Source organism: Pantoea sp. E2023-21, assembly GCF_051302795.1.
In the GTDB taxonomy this organism is placed as follows: Bacteria; Pseudomonadota; Gammaproteobacteria; order Enterobacterales; family Enterobacteriaceae; genus Pantoea; species Pantoea ludwigii_A.
Map to the genome: position 1 here is coordinate 67,469 of NZ_CP195345.1, position 25,497 is coordinate 92,965.

18 protein-coding genes and 1 riboswitch are annotated in these 25,497 nt (G+C 58.2%); of the genes, 12 read left to right on the forward strand and 6 right to left on the reverse strand.

Going from position 1 to position 25,497, the window contains the following annotated elements:
* Positions 1-132: 132 nt before the first annotated feature.
* Positions 133-1,446: an MFS transporter gene (locus tag ACRQ84_RS19350; protein WP_483818271.1), complete on the forward strand. Its 1,314-nt coding sequence runs from the start codon at positions 133-135 to the stop codon at positions 1,444-1,446.
* Between the two features lie 94 nt (positions 1,447-1,540).
* Here the strand turns inward: ACRQ84_RS19350 and ACRQ84_RS19355 are convergent, their stop codons facing one another.
* Entirely contained in the window at positions 1,541-1,978 is a 438-nt protein-coding gene (locus tag ACRQ84_RS19355; protein ID WP_064739838.1) for a 6,7-dimethyl-8-ribityllumazine synthase, read from the reverse strand.
* 252 nt (positions 1,979-2,230) lie between these two features.
* Positions 2,231-2,350: riboswitch (TPP riboswitch) on the forward strand.
* Positions 2,351-2,479: 129 nt separating this feature from the next.
* Here ACRQ84_RS19355 and ACRQ84_RS19360 point away from each other — a divergent pair.
* From ACRQ84_RS19360 to fepB, 8 genes are all read left to right on the forward strand, one after another.
* Complete coding sequence (locus ACRQ84_RS19360; RefSeq protein WP_483818272.1) at positions 2,480-3,424, forward strand: FAD-dependent oxidoreductase; 945 nt, start codon at positions 2,480-2,482, stop codon at positions 3,422-3,424.
* Positions 3,408-3,605 (forward strand): sulfur carrier protein ThiS, encoded by a 198-nt coding sequence (gene thiS, locus ACRQ84_RS19365; RefSeq protein ID WP_483818273.1) that lies wholly within the window; start codon positions 3,408-3,410, stop codon positions 3,603-3,605. The genes ACRQ84_RS19360 and thiS overlap by 17 nt, the downstream gene beginning before the upstream one ends.
* A 3-nt stretch (positions 3,606-3,608) precedes the next feature.
* Entirely contained in the window at positions 3,609-4,367 is a 759-nt protein-coding gene (locus tag ACRQ84_RS19370; protein WP_064739841.1) for a thiazole synthase, read from the forward strand.
* An 11-nt stretch (positions 4,368-4,378) separates the two neighbouring features.
* A complete protein-coding gene (locus ACRQ84_RS19375) occupies positions 4,379-5,344 on the forward strand; it encodes a HesA/MoeB/ThiF family protein (RefSeq protein ID WP_483818274.1) in 966 nt (321 codons plus the stop codon).
* Entirely contained in the window at positions 5,341-6,057 is a 717-nt protein-coding gene (locus ACRQ84_RS19380; protein ID WP_483818275.1) for an ABC transporter ATP-binding protein, read from the forward strand. Before ACRQ84_RS19375 ends, ACRQ84_RS19380 begins: the two co-directional genes overlap by 4 nt.
* Positions 6,041-6,775 (forward strand): ABC transporter permease, encoded by a 735-nt coding sequence (locus ACRQ84_RS19385; protein ID WP_483818276.1) that lies wholly within the window; start codon positions 6,041-6,043, stop codon positions 6,773-6,775. Before ACRQ84_RS19380 ends, ACRQ84_RS19385 begins: the two co-directional genes overlap by 17 nt.
* A gap of 9 nt (positions 6,776-6,784) precedes the next feature.
* Positions 6,785-7,717: an ABC transporter substrate-binding protein gene (locus tag ACRQ84_RS19390; protein ID WP_483818277.1), complete on the forward strand. Its 933-nt coding sequence runs from the start codon at positions 6,785-6,787 to the stop codon at positions 7,715-7,717.
* A gap of 126 nt (positions 7,718-7,843) precedes the next feature.
* Positions 7,844-8,806: a Fe2+-enterobactin ABC transporter substrate-binding protein gene (gene fepB / locus ACRQ84_RS19395; protein WP_064739846.1), complete on the forward strand. Its 963-nt coding sequence runs from the start codon at positions 7,844-7,846 to the stop codon at positions 8,804-8,806.
* Here fepB and entS read toward each other — a convergent pair.
* The 4 genes from entS to fes all read right to left on the reverse strand — a co-directional run bounded on the left by entS (position 8,803) and on the right by fes (position 20,258).
* Complete coding sequence (gene entS, locus ACRQ84_RS19400) at positions 8,803-10,065, reverse strand: enterobactin transporter EntS (protein ID WP_483818278.1); 1,263 nt, start codon at positions 10,063-10,065, stop codon at positions 8,803-8,805. The genes fepB and entS overlap by 4 nt on opposite strands.
* Before the next feature lie 100 nt (positions 10,066-10,165).
* Positions 10,166-18,580: an amino acid adenylation domain-containing protein gene (locus ACRQ84_RS19405; RefSeq protein ID WP_483818279.1), complete on the reverse strand. Its 8,415-nt coding sequence runs from the start codon at positions 18,578-18,580 to the stop codon at positions 10,166-10,168.
* A 105-nt stretch (positions 18,581-18,685) separates the two neighbouring features.
* Positions 18,686-18,907, reverse strand: a complete 222-nt coding sequence (locus tag ACRQ84_RS19410) for an MbtH family protein (protein ID WP_064739849.1) — start codon at positions 18,905-18,907, stop codon at positions 18,686-18,688.
* On the reverse strand, positions 18,900-20,258 hold the full coding sequence (gene fes / locus ACRQ84_RS19415; protein ID WP_483818280.1) for an enterochelin esterase: 1,359 nt from the start codon (positions 20,256-20,258) through the stop codon (positions 18,900-18,902). The genes ACRQ84_RS19410 and fes overlap by 8 nt, the downstream gene beginning before the upstream one ends.
* A 371-nt stretch (positions 20,259-20,629) precedes the next feature.
* Here fes and ACRQ84_RS19420 point away from each other — a divergent pair, with 371 nt between their 5' ends.
* Entirely contained in the window at positions 20,630-22,723 is a 2,094-nt protein-coding gene (locus tag ACRQ84_RS19420; protein WP_483818281.1) for a TonB-dependent siderophore receptor, read from the forward strand.
* A 172-nt stretch (positions 22,724-22,895) separates the two neighbouring features.
* Positions 22,896-23,381 (forward strand): hypothetical protein, encoded by a 486-nt coding sequence (locus ACRQ84_RS19425; RefSeq protein ID WP_483818497.1) that lies wholly within the window; start codon positions 22,896-22,898, stop codon positions 23,379-23,381.
* Positions 23,382-23,674: 293 nt separating this feature from the next.
* Here ACRQ84_RS19425 and ACRQ84_RS19430 read toward each other — a convergent pair whose 3' ends face one another.
* Entirely contained in the window at positions 23,675-23,986 is a 312-nt protein-coding gene (locus ACRQ84_RS19430; RefSeq protein WP_064739852.1) for a PTS lactose/cellobiose transporter subunit IIA, read from the reverse strand.
* A gap of 168 nt (positions 23,987-24,154) precedes the next feature.
* Here ACRQ84_RS19430 and ACRQ84_RS19435 point away from each other — a divergent pair, with 168 nt between their 5' ends.
* Complete coding sequence (locus ACRQ84_RS19435) at positions 24,155-25,489, forward strand: PTS sugar transporter subunit IIC (RefSeq protein WP_064739853.1); 1,335 nt, start codon at positions 24,155-24,157, stop codon at positions 25,487-25,489.
* The last annotated feature ends 8 nt before the right edge of the window (positions 25,490-25,497 follow it).

The window sequence follows — 25,497 nt, forward strand, 5'->3', positions numbered from 1 at the left end:
GCGATCACAGCGTATGTAACACTTTTTCTTAACATTAATTGCAGTGATTACGATCGCAATAATTATTTCCATACTCTCTTTAATAGTTAGCCAATGAACCTAAGCATCACGGCTTAACATGGAGAGGGCAGCATGCAAGAAAAAATTCCCGGAACGCGCTGGTATCGCGTCATCGCCCCAATTCTTATCACCTGCATTGTCTCATTCATGGATCGCGTCAATATCAGCTTTGCGCTGCCTGGCGGCATGGATCAGGATTTGGCAATCACCAGCCAAATGGCTGGCGTGGTGAGCGGCATCTTCTTTATTGGCTATCTGTTTTTACAGGTGCCGGGCGGACGTATCGCGGTCAATGGCAGCGGTAAACGCTTTATCGCCTGGTCGCTGGCCGCGTGGATGGTCGTCTCCATCGCCACCGGTTTTGTCACTAACCATTATCAGCTGCTGGCGCTGCGTTTCGTGCTGGGGATTTCCGAAGGCGGCATGCTGCCAGTGGTGTTAACCATGGTCAGCAACTGGTTCCCGGAAAAAGAGCTGGGGCGCGCCAACGCCTTTGTCATGATGTTCGCGCCGTTAGGCGGCATGTTCACCGCACCGATTTCCGGTTACATCATCAATGTGCTGGACTGGCGCTGGCTGTTTATTATTGAAGGCCTGCTTTCTGCCGTGGTGCTGCTGGTGTGGTGGCTGGTGATCGCCGATCGTCCAGAAGAGGCGCGCTGGTTACCGGCCCGTGAAAAAGAATATTTGTTGCGCGAACTGGCGCGCGAAAAAGCACTGCACCTGCAAAAGGAACCGGTTAGCAAAGCGCCGTTGAAAGCGGTGTTCCGCAACTCGGGCCTGATGAAGTTAGTGGCGCTCAACTTCTTTTATCAAACCGGTGATTACGGTTACACACTGTGGCTGCCAAGTATCCTGAAAAATCTCACCGGCACCAATATGGCGGGCGTCGGTCTGCTGGCGGCGATCCCCTTTGTCGCCACCGTGCTCGGCATCTACGCCATTTCATGGTTAAGCGATCGCACCGGTAAGCGCCGATTGTGGGTGATGGTGTCGCTGTTCTGCTTTGCCGCGGCATTGCTGGCTTCGGTGGTACTGCATGACAATGTGGTGGCGGCCTATATTGCGCTGGTGGTGTGCGGCTTCTTCCTCAAAGCGGCAACCAGCCCGTTCTGGTCGATTCCCGGACGAATTGCTGCGCCTGAAGTCGCGGGTAGCGCGCGTGGTGTCATCAATGGTTTGGGTAATCTGGGCGGATTCTGCGGACCGTATTTAGTCGGGATCATGACGCTGCTGTACAGCCAAAACGTGGCGATTTGCTGGCTGGCGGGGTCGCTGGTGATTGCCGGTATCTTTACGCTGTTACTGCCTAAAGCGTGCGATATCAATCCGTCTGAAACGCGCCGACAATTGAAGCGTAATCATTTGATGAGTGTGAAACATTGAGTGAGGCGAGGCTGGCACTATTCTGAATATTAACCAAAGAAAGTCATCATAAATAAAAAGGGAGCGCCTGATGAGGTGCTCCCTTTTTAATGATTCAGTCAATCGACAAATGGTGAATAGCCAGCACTGCGCGCGCCGCTTCTTTGCCTTTCTTAATGAAATGCTCGGTATAGAAGTTTTCGATAACATCAACCGGCTGGAAATTATGTGGCGTTAATGAAACGGAAAACACCGGCACATTGGTGGTCAGCTGCACATTCATCAGGCCATCAACCACCGCAGCGGCAACAAAATCATGGCGATAGATACCGCCGTCAACCACCAGCGCGGCGCAGACAATCGCATCATACTTGCCGGTTTCGGCCAGACGCTTAGCCAGCAATGGCATTTCAAATGCGCCAGGCACTTCCAGCACTTTTAATTCCGCTTCAACGGATTGATCGGCTAATTCTTTTTCAAAACCTACCAGGGCGTTATGGACAATTTCTTTGTGCCAGCCGGCTTTAATAAATGCAATTTTAATATTGTTCATGGTTATTCCGACATCACCTGTATTTGTTCTTGCGCATAAAATAATGTGTTTGTATACCATATGTTACGCTGGTGATCCACCAAGTCCAGGTAGCGATAAATGCCTTCACGCTCGCCTGTGAGGATGTAAAAACCGCTGTCAAAGCTGGCACATTCCGTAGCGGCGCGATTTATCGCGCAATAAATTACGCCGCTACGGAATGTGCGGTGACTGAATAGCGCACTTGACGGCGGCCAACGCCTGCAATACAAATAGACGCGTCGGGGGAGTCTCGCCAAAGAGACTGAGAGGCTAATTGCGCATTGCGCGGCTTAGCGACCCTTTGAACCTGACCCAGTTGATACTGGCGTAGGAAGACTGACAGTCTTTTTCATCGGGCTGTCTGGCGCTCAGGCAAGCTCGATGGTTGCGCCATTTCCCTTCTCCTGTATCTGCGGGTCTCAGCTAACACTGAGAGGCCGATGTGAATTCCCCCTTTTTGAACATCCTGGAACCGGCGCTGTGAGCCGCTGGAGCGTGCTCGGCTGCGGCGTGGCGGGCTTGTGCGTGGCAACCTTGCTGGCGGAACGCGGCGAAGACGTCGAGGTCATTGGCGATGAATCACGCCAACCGGCATCGTGGTTTGCTGGCGGCATGCTGGCGCCCTGGTGTGAAGCCGAAAGCGCGCCGCGCGACGTTATCACCCTTGGACAACATGCCGCCGCATGGTGGCAATCGCGCATCAGCAGCATTGAGCATCAGGGCACGTTAGTGGTTGCGCCACCGCGCGATAGCCAGGAACTCAACCGTTTCGCCCGCATGACCGAGCAGCATCACTGGATCGATCCTGCAGACATCGAACCGGCGCTGGAAGGACGCTTTGCGCGCGGACTGTTTTTCGCCCAGGAAGCGCACCTCGATCCGCGGCTGGCGCTGCAGGAGATGCGTGACACGCTGATCGCGCGCGGTGTGCCCTTCAACCGCACTGCACCGAGTGGACAGATTATCGATTGTCGCGGCATCCACGCCGCGCCTGAACTGCCGCGCCTGCGTGCGGTGCGCGGCGAGATGCTGATCCTGCACAGCGATGAAGTGCAGTTTTCCCGCCCGATTCGTCTGCTGCATCCGCGTTTTCCCTGCTATCTGGTGCCGCGTCGCGGCGGCCATTTTATGCTCGGCGCCACCATGATCGAAAGCGACGATGCCAGCGCCATCAGTGCGCGCGCCATGATGGAGCTGCTCAGCGCCGCATACGCGATCCATCCGGCCTTAGCCGAAGCGCGCGTGATTGAGAGCGGCAGCGGACTGCGTCCGGCCTATCCGGCAAATCTGCCGGAAATTCACTATCACAATCAAACCTTTTATCTCAACGGCCTGTATCGCCACGGTTTTCTGCTGGCACCGATGCTGGCTGAGCAGCTAATGCAGCGCCTTTTCGGGGAGCACTTAAATGAATATTCAGCTTAACGGCCGCGCCATCAGCACCCAGGCTAAGAGCCTGAGCGAATTGCTAATCGAGCAGCAAATTGATGTAGCCTGCGTCGCCACTGCCTTGAACGGGGCTTTTGTGCCAAAAAGCCAGTACGACACACAGCTGCTGGACGAAGGTTGTCAGCTCGAAGTGCTGTCACCGATGCAGGGAGGTTAAACGATGTTCTACGATTTTGATCCGCAATCTCGCTTCCTGCTCGGCACCGCCGGCTATCCTTCGCCCGCCATTTTGCAGCAGGCGGTTGCCGCCTCCGGCACCGACATCATTACCGTCAGTTTGCGGCGCGAAGGCGCGGCGGGGGCGGCTTTCCGCGAGTTATTGACCGGCCTCAACATCCGCGTGTTACCGAATACCGCCGGTTGTCACACGGTGAAAGAAGCCGTCACCACCGCCCATATGGCGCGGGAACTGTTCAACACGGCGTGGATCAAACTGGAAGTCATTGGCCATGCCGACACGCTGCAGCCCGATCCTTTTGCGCTAGTAGAAGCAGCGCGCATCCTCACAGAAGACGGCTTTCAGGTGTTCCCGTATACCACCGAAGATCTGATCGTTGGCGAAAAGCTGCTGGCGGCCGGATGTGAATTGTTGATGCCGTGGGGCGCGCCGATCGGTTCCGGCCAGGGTTTGCGTAACATTGACGGCCTGCGCGCGATGCGTGCGTGGTTCAGCGATGTTCCGCTGATTATTGATGCGGGAATTGGCGCGCCGTCGCAGGCCGCGCAGGCGATGGAAATGGGTTTCGATGGCATCCTGCTCAATACCGCCGTCGCCAAAGCGGGCGACCCGATCGGCATGGCCAACGCCTTCCGCCTGGCGATTGAAGCCGGACAGGCCGCACGCCGCGCCGGATTGATGGAGAAGCGTGATATGGCGAGCGCGTCCACGCCGATCTTTGGCCTGGCCAACTTAAGTTGAGGCCGCTAAATATGCAACGTTATCAACGTCAGATGATGCTGCCGGAAATCGGTGAGGCAGGGCAACAGAGGCTGCTAAACGCGCGCGTGCTGGTGGCGGGCGCGGGTGGATTAAGCGCCACGCTGTTGCCGCAGCTGGTGGGCGCGGGTGTCGGTCATATTCGTCTGTATGACGACGATATCGTGGCGCTGCATAACCTGCATCGGCAAACACTCTTTACTCTGCAGGATATCGACCAGCCCAAAGTGCTGCGGGCGCAGCAGGCTTTGCAGCAGCGCAATCCAGAAGTGCAGGTCGAGGCGCTGCAGCAGTCGCTAAGCGCCAGCAATGTGCAGCAGGCACTGGTGGGATGCGATCTGGTGATCGACGCGGCAGATAATTTTGCCGTGACTTACCAACTTTCCGATGCTTGCCTGCTGGCAGGCATTCCGCTGATCAGCGCCTCGGTGCTGGGTCGGCAAGGTTACGTCGGCGGATTCTGTGGCGGATCGCCGAGCTATCGCGCGGTGTTCCCGCGCTTGCCATCATCGGCTGCGAACTGTAATACCGCGGGGGTGATGGGCCCGGCAGTCGCGACGCTCGGCGCGATGCAGGCGCAGATGGCGCTCAGCGTGCTGCTGCAGTTGCCGCCATCGCCGCTCGGTTGTCTGGTGAATTGCGACTTCGTGAACTGGCACTTCCGCCAGTTCCGCTTTGATGGCGCGGAAGAGCCGGAACATACGGTGCCGTTTATCGATCTGCCACTGCTGGCCGCCGACGACTGCATTGTCGAACTGCGCAGCTGTGAAGAAGCACCGATCAGCGTGGCAGAGCGTGTTGAGCGCATTTTGCCGCAGGAGATCGCGGCGTGGCGGCCGCCCACGCAGCAGCGCATCGTACTGGTGTGCGCCAGCGGCATTCGCGCCGCGCAGGCCGCGACCACGCTGGCGCAGCGCGGATTTCACCAGCTTGCGATTCTGGCGGCCAATCGCCCATGAATCAGGACATTCTTTTCAACGATGTCAGCTTTAGCTGGGGCGATAAGCCGCTGTGCCAGCAGCTGAATCTGCAACTGCGCGGCGGCAAGACCACCGTCATGCTGGGACGCAGCGGCATCGGCAAAAGTACGCTACTGCGGCTGGTCGCCGGTTTACTCAAGCCGCAGCAGGGCGCGGTGCAGGGCTTCACCGGCAATGTGGCGTGGATGGGCCAGCAGGATCTGCTTTATCCGTGGCTAACGGTGCTGGACAACGTGATGCTGTCGGCAAGGCTGAGCGGCGAAAAGCCGGATTGCGCGCGTGCGCTGGCGTTGCTGGAGCAGGTGAAACTCAGCGACGTGGCGCATGCGCCGCCGCATCAACTCTCCGGCGGCATGCGGCAACGCGTAGCGCTGGCACGCACGCTCTATGCGCAGCGCGAAGTGGTGCTGATGGATGAACCCTTCGCCACGCTGGATGTGATGACCAAACTCAGTTTGCAAACCCTGACCGCCAATTTACTGCGCGGCAAAACCGTGCTGCTGGTCACCCACGATCCGCTGGAAGCGTGCCGCATGGCCGATGATATTCTGCTGCTGCAAGGCCAGCCGCTGAACATCGAAAGCTGGCCGGTTCCCACCGGTGATGTGCCGCGTCCGTTTGACCATCCCGCGGTGCTGCAGGCGCAGGCTCAACTCTTCACACGATTGAATACACATGAAAACACTGTTTAGCGCGATCTATCTGATCGTGGTGCTGCTAGGTGGTTGGTTGCTGGCACGTCACAGCGGCGTACCCACTTTCCTGCTGCCCGCGCCACAGGCGGTGCTCGAAGCGCTGTGGCTGCATCGCCAACTGCTGTGGCATCACACGCTCTATACGCTGGCGGAAATTGTGCTGGCGCTGCTGCTGGGGGTCGGCGCAGGCGTCACGCTGGCGGTGCTGATGGCGGCCAGCCCGCTGCTGCGCCGCGTGCTGTTTCCGCTGGTCACCGCCAGCCAGGCGATTCCGGTGTTTGCCCTGGCACCACTGCTGGTGCTGTGGCTCGGCTTTGGCATCGCATCAAAAGTGGTGGTAGCCGCATTAATTCTCTTTTTCCCGCTGTGCTTATCGCTGTTCGATGGACTGTGCCGCACGCCGGGCGGCTGGCTGGAGCTGGCGCAAACCACCACGCACTCGCGCTTTCGTATCTTCTGGCGCGTGCGCTGGCCCGCCGCGTTACCGCAATTTTTCTCCGGCCTGCAGATGGCGGTGGTGCTGGCACCCATTGGGGTGGTGATTGGCGAATGGGTCGGCGCCAGCGAAGGACTCGGCTACCTGATGATGCAATCCAACGCGCGGCTGGAAACCGCCACCAGCTTCGCGGCGCTGCTGCTGTTACTGATTCTGGCGCTGCTGCTTTCGGGCAGCGTGGCGCTGATTCGCAAGAAAATCCTCTGGCAAACCACATAAGGACACACCTTGAACACTCTACGAATCGCATTGACCGCGTTGCTGCTGCTGGCGACCGCTAACGTCCAGGCTGCGGAGAAAGTTCGCCTGCTGCTCGACTGGTTTATTAACCCGAACCACGCGGCGATTTTCGCTGCTCAATACAGCGGCGCGTTTAAGAAAGAGGGGCTGGATGTGGAGATGATCGCGCCCGCCGATTCAGCTTCCGTTCCGCTGCTACTGGCGGCGGGCAAAGTCGACCTCGCCATAAGCTACCAGCCGCAGCTCTATACGCTGGTGGAAAAAGAGGTGCCGGTGATTCGTGTCGGGACGTTGATCAATCAGCCGCTGAATACGCTGACCACCGTGTCGAGCGATATCCACACCCTCAAGGATTTCGCCGGCAAAACCATCGGCTATGCGGTGCCGGGCACCGAAGATGTGGCGATCCGCAATATGCTGAAATCGCAGGGCGTCGATGCTGACTCGGTGAAGTTCATCAACCTGAATATGGATGGCACCTCTGCGTTGCTGACGCACAAGATTGATGGCGCGATGACGATATTCCGCAACTATGAGCTGCTGGATCTGAAAGACAAAGGTGCTACGCCAACGGTATTCAAGCCGGAAGATTACGGCGTGCCCGCCTATGACGAGCTGATCATTCTGGCGAACCAAAAAACCGCTGCACAGGATAAGCGTATTCCCGCGTTTTTACGTGGACTGGATGCTGGTGTGGTGTGGCTGCGTGCGCATCCGCAGGACGCGTGGCAGGCGTTTATCAAGCACTATCCCGAGCTGAACACGCCGCTCAATCACCAGGCGTGGCAGGCGACGCTGCCGTACTTCGCCGCGCACAGCGCGGAGTTTGATAAGGCGCGCTACCAGGCGTTTGGCGAATATATGAAAGCCAATGGCGTGATTAAAACTGTGGCGCCGCTGGGGCGTTATTCCCTTCAGTAATCTCCTCCCGGTGCGCATGAATGCGCACCCTACACATTCGTAGGGTCGTCATTCATGGCGACCTGCTAATATCCCTTGCACCCACACTTATTTTTGATAATGATATTTATTCTCAATAATCAAGTCATGGATAACCTGATGCGTTTCCCCGCGTTTACTCTGCTGCTTACCCTATTTTTCATCTGCACTACGACACAAGCCAACGCTAGCTGGCCGCGCACCCTCGCCACACCGAAAGGCCCTTTCACGCTGCAACAGCCGCCGCAGCGCATTGTCTCCACCAGCGTCACCTTGAGTGGCACCTTGCTGGCGATTAACGCGCCGCTGGTCGCTTCCGGCGCCACCAGTCGCAGCAGCAGCGTGTCGGATGCGCAGGGCTTTTTCACCCAATGGAGCGCGGTGGCCAAAGCGCGTCAGGTGAAATCGCTCTATATATCGCAGCCGAACGCTGAAGCGATTGCCGCTGAAGCGCCAGATTTGATCGTGATGGCCGCCACCGGCGGGGATTCGGCGCTGCGTCTTTACGATCAACTGCAAACCATCGCACCGGTGTTAGTGATCGACTACGGCGATAAGCGCTGGCAGGCATTGGCCTTGCAACTGGGTGAGATTACCGGCCATGAAGCCGATGCCCAAAAGGTGATTGCAGCGTTCGACCAACGGGTGGCAGCGGTGCGTCATACCATCACGCTGCCGCCGCAGCCGACCTCTGCGCTGGTCTATTACGAAGATGGACGCGGAATGAATTTGTGGACGCCAGCATCAGCGCAGGGCGCGTTGTTGCAGGATTTGGGCTTCACGCTGGCCGCGCCGCCCGCCAGTTTTCAAGGCAGCACCAGCATGGGTAAACGCAATGACATTATTCAGCTGAATGGGGAAAACATGGCCGATGGCATCACCGGCAACACACTCTTGTTGTTTGCCGCCGATGAAAAAACCGTGCCGCAAGTGGCGAAGAATCCGTTCCTCGCCCATCTGCCTGCGGTGCAGCAGCACCACATCTTTGCCGTAGGTAATGACACCTTTCGCCTCGATTACTACAGCGCCAGCAACATGCTGAGCAGCATCGAGCGGCAGTTTACTCGTTAAGCCTCTGCGGTGGCGGGCTGCGGCGCGTCAGGTTGTTCACTGAGACGCGCCGTGCGCAGGCCGCGCGCCGCCAGCGACAGCAGCAGCAATAATCCTGCTGCCAATCCACCAAACCACAGCACGCTGCTCAGCGGTGCCAGCGCCCGTGCCAGCGCTCCTAATCCCAATGCACCAACCGAATCGCCGGTCACATCCTGTGCGTTGCCAAGACTGTTGACGCGTCCCAGCAGCGCATCCGGCGTGTGATGCTGCGTCAGCATAAACTGCAGCAGCGAGGCAATGGCGTTGCTATAGCCGTAACACACCAGCGCCAGCAGCGCGGGCAGCAGATGGTTGTAAAGGCCAAGTGAGGCGATGCAGGTAAACGCCAGCAGCGCACAGCCAATCAGCACCAATCCGGGACGCGCTAACTGCCGCACCCATCCGCTGGTAAAGGCACCGATCATTGCCCCCAGCGGTACCGCCGAGTACATCAATCCCAATGCGGATGCATCGGCGTGAAACGTTAACGCCAGCGCCGGGAACAGAATACGCACCGCGCCGACCATGCTGAGTAGCAAACCGACCAGCACCACCGCACCGACCACTTTATGCTGGCAGACAAACTGAATGCCGCTCGCCAGCGCGCGCAGCGGATGCTCGGGTTCCTGCTGGTCGGGTTTCATCGCCGGTAAGCGCACCAGCGGAATCAGCGTAGCCAGCGTGCCGATAGCGGCGACCGCAAATGCCCAACCGACACCCGCAGCAACGATGATCATGCCGCCGAGCGCGGGGGATAAAATCGCGCCGAGGCGCACCGTTAGCATGCTGAGCGCACCGGCTTCTGCCAGATGCTCACGTCCGACAATCAGCGGGATCACTGCCATCAGCGCGGTCATACCGAGTGCGCCAAAGAAGCCATCCCAGAAGGCGAGGAAGTAGAGCGCCAGCAACGAAGGCGCCGGGCTAAAGGCGTTGAGGCTGAGCAACACAAAGCCGATGCCGCAGGTGCCGCGCGCGAACAGGATCAACGTGCGGCGATCGTAGCGATCGGCCAGCACACCGCCGAGCAGCAGTCCGATGAACATGCCGATGCCGTCGAGCATTACCGCCACGCCGACTTGCAGCGTGGATCCGGTCATCGCCTGAATCTGCACCGGCACGCCAACCGCCAACATGCCAAGGGCGAACACCGATAGCATGCGCGCACAGAATATCGCGCGGAACGACGCGTTGTTTTTCAGCAAACTAAAATCTAAAAATATCGAGGGCTTAGCCATAAGTCTCCAACAGTGAATCATCTTTGCATCACCCGTAGCGGCGCGATTTATCGCGCGGTTTTAACGGCGCGCAATGAATTGCGCCGCTACGATGAGTGCTTTATTTGATCTCGGTAAACAAACGATTGATCAACGGACCCAGCACCTTCAGCGAATCGGCCGAGAGAATATCGGCGTGTTCACAGTCCAGCGGGAAAATCGTTAATTCATCAACAAACGGTGCCCAACTGGCGCGCACATCCATACCCTGCGGCAGCGTTCTCTCGGCCATGAACAGTGTGGCTTTGCCGGCATAACGCGGGGTACGTGCTTCGGCGAGGCGCGCGACGGCGTCTTTGTAGTTGGCGACGATGGTGCTAAACATCACCGCCTTCTCTTCACGCAGCAGCGGATCGCGCTCATCTTCAGTGGCGGCCATAAATTCGGCCTGCTCGCGCGCCACTTCCTGTTCCGCCTCGTCGGCATCTGGCGTGCGCCAATCCTGACCTTCTGCCGGATAGGTATCCAGCAGGCCAAGAAATGCCACCGTTTCACCCTGCGCCTGCAAACGTGCCGCAATCCCGTGTGCCAGCGTGCCGCCGAGTGAATAGCCCAGCAGGAAATAAGGACCGCTCGGCTGCTGCTGGCGAATCGCCTGCAGATGGTGGTCACACATCGCCTCAACGCTATGACACGCGGCAATCACGCCGTTGGGACGCGGCGATTGCAGGCCGACAATCGGGAAATCGCCGTCGAGATAGTGCAGCAGGGCGCTGTACTGCCAGGCGAAACCGGATGCCGGATGGATACAGAACAGTGTTGGGCCGTGACCGGCGCGCAGCGGCAGCAGTTCGCCGTTGCCACCGCTTTCATTGTTCGCACCGCCGTCAAGCAGCGCCGCCAGTTTCTCCACGCTGCGCGCGGCAATGATCTGGCCAACGCTGAGCGGCGGCACTTTACGCCGACGCAGTTCCGCTGCCAGACGCATCGCCAGCAGCGAATGACCACCGAGCGCGAAGAAATCGTCATCGGCAAATACGCTGTCGCAACCGAGCAACTGCTGGAACAGATCCGCCAGCAAACGTTCGTTGGCGCTGTCCGGCAGGCGGCCGCTGCGCGCACTGAGCTGCGGCATCGGCAGCGCTTTGCGATCCAGTTTCCCGTTGGCGCTGAGCGGCAGATCATCGAGCAGCAGATAGCTAACCGGCTGCATATGTGCCGGCAGACGTTCGCTCAGCTGCTGCTTCACCGTTTCGATATCCAGCGTGACACCTGCTTTGGCCACCAGCCAGCCCAGCAGCTGACGGTTATCGACGCCCGGCGTTGACTGCTGCGTCAAGGTGCGAGCCGCCACCACCGCCTGTGCAACGCCCGGTAGCGCCACTAAAGCCTGTTCGATCTCGCCGGGCTCAATACGCTGCCCGCGCATCTTCAGTTGGTCGTCGCTGCGGCCGAGATACTCCACCGCACCGTCAGCGCGCCAGCTGGCGATATCGCCGGTGCGATACATGCGCTCGCCTTCGGCAAACGGCGCGGCGACAAAGCGCTGCGCAGTGAGGTCAGCGCGATGCAAATAGCCATCGGCCAACTGCACGCCGCTGAGATAGAGATCGCCCGGCACGCCAACCGGCACCGGTCGCAGCAGACTATCGAGGATGTGCAACTGGGTGTTCCACACCGGACGACCAATCGGCACGCCCAGCCCGTTGAGGCCTTCCAGCGCGCTGCCGCTGGCCGGTTGCCAGGTGACATCGACGGCGGCTTCGGTGGGGCCGTAGAGGTTGTGCAGCGGCGCGGCGATCACATCCTGATAGCTGCGCGCCAGGTCGCACGCCAGCGCTTCACCGCTGCAGAACACGCGGCGCAACGTTGGGCAAGCCCGCTCGGTTTGCGCGGATAGATGACCGACAAAAGCCGCCAGCATGGATGGCACGAAGTGCAGGGTCGTGACGCGGTAGTCGTCAATCAGCTGCCACAGCGCCTGCGGATCGCGATGCGCCTCCGGTGGGGCCATCATCAGCTGCGCACCGGCCATCAGCGGCCAGAAGAACTCCCATACCGAGACATCGAAGCTGCATGGCGTCTTCTGCAACACCACGTCGTCGGCGCGCAGCGGGTAGCTGGCCTGCATCCAGCGCAGGCGGTTGACGATGGCGTGTTGATTCACCACCACGCCTTTTGGTTTGCCGGTCGATCCCGAGGTGTAGAGCACGTAAGCTGGGCGGTTTGCATCCGCTTTCGGCAAGCTGTGGCGCGACTGAATATGTTCACCTGCTAAGGCATCAAACATCATCAGCGTGCCGAAGGGGGCAAAGCGGGTTTCCAGTGAGGATTCGGTGATGAGCACCCACGGTCGCGCGTCTTCCACCATATATGCCAGACGCTCATCCGGATAACCGATATCCAGCGGCAAATACGCCGCGCCCGCCTGCAGGATGGCGCTGAGCGCGATGCTGAGACGCACCGAGCGCGGCAGTGCCACGGCAACGATATCGCCCGGCATCACGCCCGCTTCAATCAAACGATCCGCCAGCAGCGTGGCTTGACGCTGCATTTCGCCGTAACTCAGACGATGCTCGCTATCCATCAGCGCGAGCGCGTCCGGTGTGCGCGCCGCCTGCTGGGCAATCGCCTGCTGCAGGGTTTCGCTTTCCAGCTGCACGCCGGTGTTGTTGACCCAGGCAAGCAGCGATTGCTCGGCCAGCGTTTGTAGCTTCCACTGTGTTAACGGCAGATCCGGCGTGCTGACCAGCTGTTGCAGCAGCAGTAACAGTCGCTCGGCAAGACGTTGCGGCTCGCTAACGCAATCGCGATACTCCATCAGCAGCGTCAGCTGTTCGCCCGGCAGCACCAGTAACGTCAGGGGATAATGCGTATACCCGCGGTTATGAATCGCTTCGCAGCGCACGAGGGCGTTGGCCTCCAGCAGCGTTTGATTGTCCGGATAGTTCTCCACCACCAGCAAAGTGTCGAACAGCGTACCGGCGCCAATCCCCTGTTGAATCTCGGCGAGACCGAGGCAATCCTGCTCAATCAGCTGGATGTGCTGCGCCTGATGATCGGCGAGTTGCACCAGTAATGGACGCTGATGATCGAAGCACACGCGTACCGGCAGCGTGTTGCTGAACAGGCCAACGTGCTGATCGATGCCGTCAATCTGACCGAATCGGCCCGAAACCGGCGCACCAAACACCACGTCTTGCTGGCCGCTGGCGACGGACAGCATCAACCCCCACAATCCTTGCATCACGGTGTTAAGGGTTAAGCCGCGCGCCCGGCACAGCGCGAAGAGCTCACGTTCCAGCGTGGCATCCAGCGTAATGCGCTTTTCGTGGACCGGGCTGTCAGCGGCTTGCGGATAGAGCAAGGTTGGACGAACCCCTTTCAGATAGGCTTGCCACTGCTGACGCGCTTCATTGCTGTCGCGCTGGCTGAGCTGACGCACAATGTCGGCGTAGCTGCTGCTGTGCGCTGGCAACGTTTGCTGGCGCAGCGCCCTGAGCAGATCGTTGAGGATCACCGGCGTTGACCAGCCATCCACCACCAGATGATGCGCGTTAAGCAGCAACGTCCAGCGCACCCCATCGCGATGAGCGATTAACGTGGCTTGCAGCATGATCGGCTGGCTAAACAGATCCTCCGTCAGCGCCTGATGCTCCAGCGCCAGCAGCGCCAGATTTTCGTCGTCGTCGCCCAGTTGATGCAGCGCGAGTGGCCAGTGTAATTCACCCTCTGGTAACAGCTGCAGCGGTTGCAGGCTGATTTCGGCGTCGAAGCGTGCTGCCAACTGGGGATGACGCTGTAACACCGTGTTTAGTGCGGTTTGTACCGCCGCGGCGTTGATGTCGCCGCTGAGCGTCAGCCGCGTTAGTGAGTTATAGCTGCCACGCTGCGCGGTGGTTTGCGCGTGGAACAGCAGACCTTTCTGCAGCGGCAACAGTGGCAGCGCATGGCTAAAGGTGCCGTGACGCGCATGCAGCTGTTGCAGCACGGCATCATCGACGCCTTCCAGCGCCACGTCAGCGGCAACCAGCGTATTGGCAGCTTGCAGCGGCTGTTGCTGTGCCAGCGCTATCAGCGCTTGCGCGGCGCTGGCCATTGCCTGATGTAACGCCGCAATCGCCTCGGCGTCCAGCACGCCCTCCGCCCAGCTCCAGTTCAGCGCCAGCTGCGCCGCGTTCAGCTGCTCCTCAACGAAGACGTTGAGTTCCAGCGCGTGCTGCAGCGGCAGCGCCTCATCCTGTACCACTGCGAAGGTGTCGCGGAACTGCTGTGCGGTACGCTGTGGCGACCAGTTACCGCTGCGTTGTGAGAAGCGTCCCAGATAGTTAAACAGCACCTGCGGCGCCTGTTGTGCCGCCAGTTTGGCTAACGTCACGCCGCGATGCGCATCGAGCCAGCGCAGTTGCCCGTAGCCAATGCCGCGATCCGGCACCGCACGCAGTGCCGCTTTCACTGCGCGTACGCAGTCATTGAGCGGCGCGTGTGGATTGTCTGGCAACGACAGCAGCACCGGGAATTCCGCCGTCAGCCAGCCGACGGTGCGCGCCAGATCCTGCTGCTCATGCAGTTCGGCACGGCCGTGTGACTCGAGTGTGACGCGTTGCCGCGCGCTGCCGTTGAGGTGGCGCAGAGCGAGAGTCAGCAACGTCAGCAGCAGCTCTTCGCTGGTGGACCGATAGTGCTGCGGCAGCGTGTTGAGCAGCGCGTGCGTGGTCGATGCATCCAACAGCGTGCGTTGATGCTGTTGGCGATCGTTGTGCTGAATCGCACGTTGGCCGATAAGTGGCAACGGTTCGGCCAGCATCTGCTGCCAGAACGGTAATTCGGTGGCGCGCGTCGAGAGGTTCGCCAGTAGCGCCGCTGACCAGTCGTGCAGCGAGGTTTCCTCAGCGGGGATCACCCGCGGCGTATTTTCGATCAACGCATCACCGGCCTGTTGCAGTTCATCCAGCAATACACGCCAGGAGACGCCATCAACAATCAGGTGATGCAACGTCAACACCATCCCGCAGCTCGCGCCCTCCTGCTGCAGCAGCGTGGCGCGAAGCAGCGCGCCGTTAGCCGGATCGAGCGCCGCAGCATCTTCGGTAAACGCCTGTTCCGCTGCGCTGTCGCGATCCTGCACGTTAAGCACACGCACGCGGGCAGGGCGCGACGCCAGCGCTTCGCCAATAATCAGCTGATCGCCGCGCGTGAAGGCGTTGAGCGCCGGATGTGCCTGCGCCAGCTGATCAATCAGTTGTTCTAACTGTGCGCGCTGTAACGGCGGTGGCACCGACAGCAGCACGCCGTGAGCAAAGCGCGCATTGATGCCCGCCTGCGCGTTGAACCAGTGCAGAATCGGCAATCCGCCAATCGCGCCCTGTTGCACCACGCGTGCGCCGGTGTTGTGCTGCGCCAGCGGTTGCAATCCCCGCGCCATGCGTGCGGCGGTACGTTCGGCGAAGATGTCGCGTGGACGCAACAGATAGCCGGCGCGACGAGCGGCGGTGCTGAGTCCCATCGCTGAGATGCTGTCGCCGCCGAGCGCGAAGAAATCATCTTCAGCGCCAACGCTATCCAGCCCCAGCAGGCTGGCAATCGCCTGGCAAATCAGCTGCTCCTGCGGCGTGCTGGCGGCGCGACTCTGGCTCTGCTGCGCCTGTTGTGGTGTAGGCAGCGCCTGGCGATCAATCTTGCCGTTTACGTTGAGTGGCAACTCATCCATCACCATCAGAATCGCAGGCACCATGTAATCCGGCAGTTGCGTGGCAAGCTGTGTCAGTAAACGGGCGTTGAGATCGGCATCAGCGCGTAGCGCGTCATCCTGCACCGAGCAGTAACCAATCAGGCGATGCGTGGCGCCTATCACCTCGGCGATCACTACGGCGGTGCTGACTTCTGGTAGCGCCACCAGCGCGTTTTCTACTTCACCCAGTTCGACACGGAAGCCGCGTACTTTAATCTGGTGATCGGTACGCCCAATAAACGCCAGCTGTCCATCCTGACGCCAGCGCATCAGGTCGCCGCTGCGGTACATCACATCGCCGTCGCGGAATGGGTTGGCGACAAAACGTGCGCTGGTGAGATCGGGACGACGCAGATAACCGCGCGCGATGCCAGTTCCGGCGATATACAGCTCGCCCACAGAACCGATCGGCACCTGACGCAGTTGGTTATCCAGCAGATAGACTTCGCTGTTACCCACCGGACGACCAATCACCGGCTGCGGTGAGGCCATGACGCTGGCTCCGAGCGTATCGATGGTGTATTCCGATGGGCCGTAATAGTTGTGGATCGCCATCTGCTGCTGTTGCTGCATCAGCTTCCAGAGTGTTGGCGTGGCCGCTTCACCGCCAATCATCACAAATGATGGACGATGGTTATCGGCGTCCAGCAGACCGCTGTCGATCATCTGCGAGAAGAACGACGGCGTGATATCCAGTAAATCGACCGGCACCGCATTCATCTGTTGAATCAAGCCCCACGCATCGCGGCGCAGCTCTTCGTCGAAGATATTCAGCTCGCAGCCCATCAGCATGCAAAACAGCGGTTCCCACGAGGAATCAAACGAGAAGGAGGCGGTGTGACCGGCACGCATACGCCGCGGGCTGTTGGCGCTGAAGCGCGCAATGGCCGGGCCGAACAGATGCTCGCGGTGCGAAAGGAACAGATTGAGCAAACCTTGATGAGTGCTCATTACGCCTTTCGGACGGCCGGTCGATCCCGAGGTGTAAATCATGTAGGCCAGATCGTCGCCGCACAGAAGGGTGTCAGGTCGTGCGGTAGAAAGCGTTTTCAACGTCATCTGGTCAATCAGCAGATGCGGCAGCTCCGGCATTTGCGCCAGCGTGCTGGAGTGCGTCAGCAGCAGCGTAGGCTGGGCGTCATCGCACATCAGCGCTAAGCGTTCACGCGGGTAGTCGAGATCGAGCGGCATATAGGCCGCGCCGCTCGCCAGCACGCCGAACATCGCCACCAGTGAATCCACCGAACGCGGGATGCCAATCGCTACCACGTCGTCAGCCTGCAGGCCGCGTGACAGCAGCAGATGTGCAAGTTGCATGGCGCGATCGGCTAACTGGCGATAACTCAGGCTGCGATCGCCGCACACCACCGCCGTTTGCTCGCCATATTGCTTAGCGGCTTGCAGCAGAATATCGACGATGGTGTGGGTTTCGGCGGGCGGCACGAGGGTCGGTCCGGTTGACCAGCGTTGCAGGTCAATCTGTTCCTGTGGTGCCAGCAACGACAGCGCACCCACTGTGATAGTCGCATCCGTCGCGAACTGGCTAAGCAGATGGCTGATACGCTCAGCGTGACGTTGTAGCGTTTGCGCATCGTAGCGGCGCGGGTTAGCCACCAGCGTTAGCTGCAATGCGCCATCGCGGAAGCCGACTTCAAACTCCAGATCGTCCACCGGGCCCATCGCCAGCGTGTGGGTGGGCGCAGGATGGCCGTCGAATTGCAAATCGTCGTGGTAAACCTTGACGTTAATTACCGGACCATACAGCGACTGGCTGCTACCGACCAGACCGAGGTCGCGGCGCAGCTGTTCCGCTTCATAACGCTGATGACGACGCGCCTGGCGAATTTCGTTCTGCACCTGCTGCACCAGCGCAGGCAACGTCATCTCATCGCTGACGCTGAAGATCAGCGGTAACACGTTGACCACCGGACCGAGGGTGGAAATCGCGGCTGAACCCATGCGGCGCATAAATGGGAAGCCGATCGACAATCGTTGGCTGTTACTGAAGCGGGCAAGATAGGCCACTAACAGCGCGCTGACGATGTCGCCTTCGCTGCTGTCGGCGAGCTGTTGCTGCTGACGCAGCGAAGCCAGTTGCGGCAGCGTCACCTGACAACTGATCGGGCGCTCGCCGGGATGACTTATGTTTTCGCTGCCGAGCGTCACGGCTTCCGGCAGCGTAGCCGCGTAGCGTTGCCAGTGACGGGCGGAGCGCGTATAGGCAGGCGAATCCTGCCACTGCTGAATCTCTTCAATGACCGTGGTGAAAGGCGTAAACGGCGAGGGCGCTGGGGGTTTACCGGCGCAAAGGGCGGCGTAAATCGTCGCGACGCGTTGTGTAAGCGCTTCAAAACTGAAGCCATCCACCAGCAAATGGTGATAGCGCTGATACCACAACCAGCTGCCGTCGCCGATACGCATAAGCGCATGGCGATAGAGCGGTTTGTCGCCGTCGGCAGGCAGTTCTGCGATGAGATCCGCCTGCATCAGTTTGTGTGCCTGGCTGCTGGCATCGGCGCGCTGGCTGAAATCGTGCCATTCCGGCGCGACCGGCGCTTGCGCACCTAACCACTGCGCCGGATTGCCGTGATCGTCGAGGCCAAAGCGCGCCTGCACGGTATCGGCTTCAGCCATGGCCTGTTGAATGGCGCTATCGAGCGCCGCGCGATTGATGCTGCCGTGCAGCACGCTGTAGTGCGCCACGGTAAATTGATTGCGCTGCTGCGCAATGCTGTCAGCGATCCAGATGCCGGGCTGTGCCGCGACTAAAGGATAGGCTGGAGAGTGATTGTTTGACGATGCCAAAGGACCATTCCTGTCTAATTCCCGTCATCCTGCACGCTGCAGCCGCGTTGGCTGCAGCGTGAATGATTTCGGGAATAACTTGTTGAAAGAAAACGAAAAAGAAAATTAAGCTGCGGTAGACGACGTCTGTTGCGTCGCTGGCCGCATGTCGTGCCAGTTTGCTTCGATAAACGTAATGGCGGCGCTACGCGTCAGCGGTCCCGCCACGTTGTGCCAACCAGCCGGAACCGGGGCAAAAGCGGGCCACAAGCTGTACTGCTGACGCGCATTAAGCAGCACCAGAAAATCGAGATCGTCGTTATCAAACGGATTTTGTTGTTCAGACATGGTGTTTACCTTCAGAGGTTGATGTAGGGGAGAGAAAATCGGCCAGTAGCCAGCGGCAACCGTCGATCAGACCGCCGCGCCAGCACAACGCATCGTGCCCTCCGGCGTAGCGGCGAAAATGGACTTCATGGCCTGCAGCCTGCAGCGCCGGGACGATCTGCTGGTTGACGTACACCATGTCCGCCTCGCGATTGCCCACTTCCTGGAAAATCTTCAGCTTGCCCGGCGGTAAGTCGCCCTGTTGCAGCCGCTCCAGTAGCAAACCGGGCGCGTGCTGCTGACGATTGGCGTAGTCGCGGATGTATTGCAGATTGGGCCACCAGAAGGAGCCCGATTGCGTGAGGATGCGGCCAAAACGCTGCGGCCAGTGCAAACCGGCATAAAGCGCGGCGAGCCCGCCGTAGCTTTGCCCGGCTACCAGCGTGCGGTCGGCATCGCTGCTGAATACCGCGTGTTGACGTGCCAGCGGTAACAGTTCCTGCTGCACTGCTTGCCAGAAGGTTTCATTGCACGGCAATTCAGCTTCGCGATGCTGGCTGTCGATAACATCGAGAAACAGCCAACAGGCGGGCGGCAATTCGCCATCGGCGGTGACCTGATCCAGCGCGCTGAAAATCGGTTGGCCGTACACCCAGTTTTGCCCGTCGAGCAGAATTGCCAGCGGACGCTGTTCAGGCCGAGCCGTGTTGCCGGTGCTGTAAAGCCAGACGTTGCGCGTCACGTTGAGCAACGCGCTGTGCCATTGCAGGGTTTGCAGCGTATCCGGCCAGGTTTCCGCCATGCCAGCATCCAGGGCGCGCCAGGCAGATTGATCCGGTGCATCCGGCATGTGCGCGTTGCTCAGGGCAAAACGGCGGCTGCTGAGAAACGGCGGCGTGGGATTGAATTTGTCGGGAATTGCCAGCGGCATCAACGAGATCCACCACTTGCGCTGCAGGGCGCGACAGGCGGCATCATCGCCACAAAAGAGCGGCGGTAACTGCTGCGCGGTGGCGGGGATTAGGCTGTAACTGCCGCGCCAGTCAGACTCAATGGCGGTTGACCAATGCCAGACATTGCTGTCGCCCACGCGCACCAGACTTTCTGGCGCTTGGCTGTGGTGATCGGTGACGCCGTTAATATCGACATAAACCCGTTGGGTGGAAGAAAGTGCGGAATGCCCTTCGGGATCGCGCCAGAAGAAGTGCATGCGTGTTTGACCGGCTTTATCACGCTCAATCAGCGGCGTACCGACCGCAAACAGCCGCTGCCACCAGCCTTCGCTGCCCACATCGTCCTGTTGCAACCACTGCGCCACAGTGCCAGCAGGCATCCACGTTTGTGTCGTTTTGTCTGCGCTTATTAGAAACATTCTGCAACCCATCTCCACATTTTGTTCACTGTCTTTACTTAATCAAAGCTAATGCAAATGCTATTGATAACGATTTACATTTGCAATATGATTTTTCGCACCTAATAAACCTTCGGATTTTCAGTGGATTATTTTGTGAAGGATGTCACGCAGGGAGATTAGGACCGTTAATAACGCAAGAAAGTAATATTTCAATCCGTTACAGCCATTGACGTTTGGCAAGGGCGAATGCACGGATTATTTCATCTACAAGGCAGTTTGAAATAGAGATGGCAACTATGTCCGTTAAAGCAAGAAATTCAGCAATACCTGCTGTGGCACGTCACTTCAGATTCAATCCTCTGACTCTTTCTCTGGCCTCAACATTGCTGATGGCGCCGGCCGCTTTCAGCGTGGCCGCTGAAGAGACCCTTACCGTCAACGCCGACACGCGTGAAAGCGTGACCTCGCCGCTGCAGGGTTATGTGGCGAAAGAGAGCGCGGCAGGCACCAAAATTGCTACGCCGCTGCGCAAAACCCCGCAATCCATTTCGGTGATTACGCGCGAACAGATGGACGATCAAGCTGCGGCATCGGTGGCGGATGCATTGAGCTACACCAGCGGCGTGCTCACCAACTATCGCGGTAACTCCAATCGTAACGATGAAATCATTGCGCGCGGTTTCCGCTATGCGCCGAAATTCCTGGATGGTTTGAGCTATGGCTTATCTGGTCAGGCGGGTGCGGCGGGGCAGATCGATCCCTGGTTGCTGGAACGCGTAGAGATGATCCACGGCCCAGCTTCAGTGCTGTACGGGCAGGTCAATCCGGGTGGCATTGTTGCCATGACCAGTAAGCGTCCTACCGCGCAGAGCATTCACAAAGTGCAGCTCAGCACGGGCAACCAGCATTTGGGTGAAGCGGCGTTTGATTTCGGCGGCAAGCTGAACGATGACAACACGCTGTTTTACCGTCTGAATGGGATTGCCAGCACCAAACATGAGTTCGTGAAGGACAACAAACAGCAGCGCATGGCGATTGCGCCAGCGATTACCTGGCTGCCGAACGCCGACACTAGCTTTACGCTGCTGACCCTGTACCAAAACGAGCCGAAAGCGGGATACCGTAACTTCCTGCCGGCCAGCGGTACGCTGAAAGAGAGCAGCCAAGGCTTCATTCCTTACGATTTCAACGTCAGCGATCCGAGCTTTAACCAAGCCAAGCGCGAACAGACGTCGATTGGCTATATCTTCGAGCACAATTTAAGCGACAACGTCAGCTTTACGCAGAATCTGCGCTACAGCAATATGGACGAATCGTACAAATATCTGGTGTATACCTTTGATGCGGATAACGATCACTCGATCAACCGCCGTCCGCAACACGACAAAATCAAGTCGAAAGAGTTGGGCCTCGATAACCAGCTAAAAGCCACGTTTGACACCGGCAACATCGCGCATACCGTGCTCGGCGGCCTGGATTACAAGTGGAGCGACGTGGATAACCAGCTGTGGCGCGACAGCGGCGATCAATACATCCTCGATTGGGCCAATCCGACGCGTATCAGCATCAACGAGAGCGATCTGACGTTGACCACCAGCACGCGTAAAAAGCTCGATCAGGTGGGCGTTTATCTGCAGGATCAGCTGGAGTGGAATCAATGGAACCTGCTGCTGTCGGGTCGTCAGGACTGGAGCGAAATTCGCACCCAGGATCGCACCGACGACAGCGAAACCCAGCAGAATGACAATAAATTCACCGGCCGCGCCGGTCTGCTGTATGCGTTCGATAACGGCATTTCGCCGTACGTCAGTTACAGCACCTCCTTTGAACCTAACCTGAGCAGCGGCGCGCCGGGCACCGATCCGTTCAAACCGACCACCGGCGAACAGACCGAAGTGGGTGTTAAGTATCAGCCGCTGGGTTGGGATGCGGTATTCACCGTATCGGCGTTTGATATAACGCAGAAAAACATTACCGCCTACAACAGTCAAACCGGTTACAACGAGCAGATCGGTAAAGTGCGTTCGAAAGGGATTGAAACCGAAGCGCATGCGCAGATTACCCCAGAAATCAAACTGTTGGCTGCGTATACCTACACGGATGCCGTAACCAAAGAGAGCAGCATCACCGATCGCATCGGCCATTCACCGTCCAGCATTCCGCGTCATGCGGCGTCAGCGTGGGGCAGTTATACCTTCCTCGATGGCATGCTGAGCGGCTTTACGCTGGGCAGCGGCGTGCGTTACACCGGCACCACACCGGCGGACGAAACCGGCACCGACAAAGTGCCGCATTACACGCTGTATGACGCGATGGCGAAATATGAACTGGGCAACGCGGTGAGTTCACTGCGCGGCACCACGCTGCAATTTAACGTCAACAATATCGCGGATAAGCACTACGTGGCTTCGTGCAGTAACGAGAGCGCCTGTTTCTACGGCAGCGGTCGTACCATCGTCGCGTCAGTGAATTACAGCTGGTAATCTCCCTCGGCGGCCTTTATGGCCGCCGTTTCAATTCGCATTCCGTGCGACACGCTTAGCACCCAGACAAATCTTCGCCGGTTTTCGGAAAATACTGTATTTGTGTGACTGTCATCACTCTGCAAGGCGCGTTAAAATGAACGCTTCTCATTTAGCAGGGGTTTTCGTCACGATGTTATCGCGTTTTACTTTGGCCACTTTGATGGCAACAATTATGCTTACCGGCTGCGCACGCCTTGCCGCCGTTACGGGTACCTCTCCTGACAGCACTGCAACTGCAGATTCTTCAGCCGCTCAGCCTGCCACTGGCGCGCCTATCGATAACAACGATTCACCTTCTCCGTTTGAGACGGGCCCAACGGTGATCAACGTTTCACATCTGGTCACGCGTACCGATGACGGTTCTTCCGTCTACGTGACGGTGGATGGTCAGGATGCGGGCCTGCTGAAGAAGGGTGAGAAACGAGAAATTCGTGTCGCGCCAGGTAAACACCAGATTGGTGGTTATGTACAGACGCTATTTGGTTTTGGCAAAGTGACTATCGCAGCTGTGGATGTCACCACCGATCCAAACAGCCCGAAAAACGTGGTTTACTCTGTGACTCGCCAGAAGCCAGCGTTTAGCGAAACCGACGCCACGCCACCGAACAATTCCTGATTTTGGTTGGGGCGCGAATGCGGCATTGGGTTTAATACGGTTGCCATAAATGGCGTAATGCTCGTCATTTATGAGATGAAACCCCTCATTACCGAGTGCACACAGTGTAGCGGCGCAATGCATTGCGTGATAAATCGCGCCGCTACGAAATGTGCGGTGATGAGTACGGCGCTTAACTGATCGGCATTACGCCATAAAAAGGCGACCTTCCAGCTTCAACTCCGGCTAAACCTCCATTTCAAGCCCATGTTAGCGAAGCAGCATGTCAGCAGCGCATCCCATTGTCTAAGCCATCATTTAGCGTGCAACGCCTTGCGTAACAGCACCAACTCGCCAGCCAGATCGCGGCACAGCATCGCGGTCATCAAATGATCCTGCGCATGCACCAAAATCAGCGTAACCGGCACTTTGCCGCTGCCTTCATCTTCGCCAATCAACGCGGTCTGGATTTTATGTGCCGCTTTTGCAGCCTCATCTGACGCCGCTAACGCGTCATCCGCCCCTTGCCAGTCACCTTTGCGGGCTTGCTGGATCGCCATCATTGCTTGCGATCGCGCCTCACCGGCATTGATCAGCAACTCCATCATCGTTTGTTCAAAATCCATATCCGCCTCACTTATTGGTATGCCAAATTGACGTTATCGATGCTACCGGAATACCAAAAAGAAGTTCCTCGAGCATGATCACAGAAATTAATGGCGATAATCGTCATTTTGGTATGCCACGAACCATCAAGCAGATGCATAACACTTAAAACCGCTGAGGGTTGACCAATGTCTCTACAGGAACGTCTTATCGATTCACTGGGTAGCTTTGCCACGCGATTCAACAGCTACCGCTATATCATGGCGATCAAAGCCTCATTTATTACCTTGATGCCGGTAATCATTGTTGGCGCGTTTTCGGTGCTGATTTCTAACATGGTGCTGGATCCGAAAAATGGCCTCGCCAGTTTTGCGTCACTGTCGTTTCTCGCCGATTTAAAACCGATTACCAGTAGCATTAACTACGCCACGCTGAGCTTTCTGAATATTGGCGCAGTGTTCCTGATTGGTATCGAACTCGGGCGCATCAATGGCATAAAAACCCTGTTCCCCGGTCTACTGGCGATCATCTGTTTTATCTCTGTGACGCCCACCACGCTGCAAATGCTGGTGGACGGGCAGATGCACGTGGTCACCGATGTTTTGGCAAAACAGTTCTCGGATACCAAAAGTCTCTTTCTCGGCATGTTTATCGCCATTCTGTCGGTGGAGATTTACTGCCGACTGGAGCAGGTTGAACGGCTGAAAATCAAAATGCCGGATACCGTGCCGCCAAACGTTGCCGCGTCATTTTCGGCACTGATTCCCTCAATCATCACCGTCACGCTGGTCGCCACTTTTGGCTTTATCTTCCACCAAATCACCGGCATGTACCTGTACGACGCGGTGTACAAAGTGGTGCAGCAGCCGCTGGAATCGGTGGTGCAAAGCCTGTGGGGCATTCTGCTGCTGATGTTTGTTGCCCAACTGTTTTGGGTGATTGGTATTCACGGCAACCAGATGGTGAAACCGATTCGCGAGCCGCTGCTGTTGGGGGCGATTCTGGTCAACATGAACGCCTTCGAGCAGGGCAAAGAAGCACCAAACATCATCACCATGCCGTTCTGGGATGTGTACATGAGCATTGGCGGTTCCGGCCTGACGATCGGTTTGTTAACGGCGGTGATGATTGCCACCAAACGTAAAGAGATGCGGGAAATCGCCAAACTGTCGTTCGGACCCGGAATATTCAACATTAATGAGCCGGTGATTTTTGGTATGCCGATCATGCTCAACCCCATTCTCGCCATTCCTTTCATCATCACGCCGCTGGTAACCGGTTCGATTGGCTATTTCGCCACGGTGATGGGTTTTGCCGGTAAAGCGGTCGTGATGGTTCCCTGGACCACGCCGCCGATCATTAATGCGTGGCTTTCAACCGCGGGCTCGATGGGCGCGGTGGTGACACAAATTATCTGCATCGTGGTTTCTGTATTGATTTATCTGCCTTTTGTCAAAGTGGCTGCGCGTCGTGCCGAAGCGGCGGAAGCGAAAAATCTGCAGGCCGAACTGGCACAACAATAAGGAGGAGA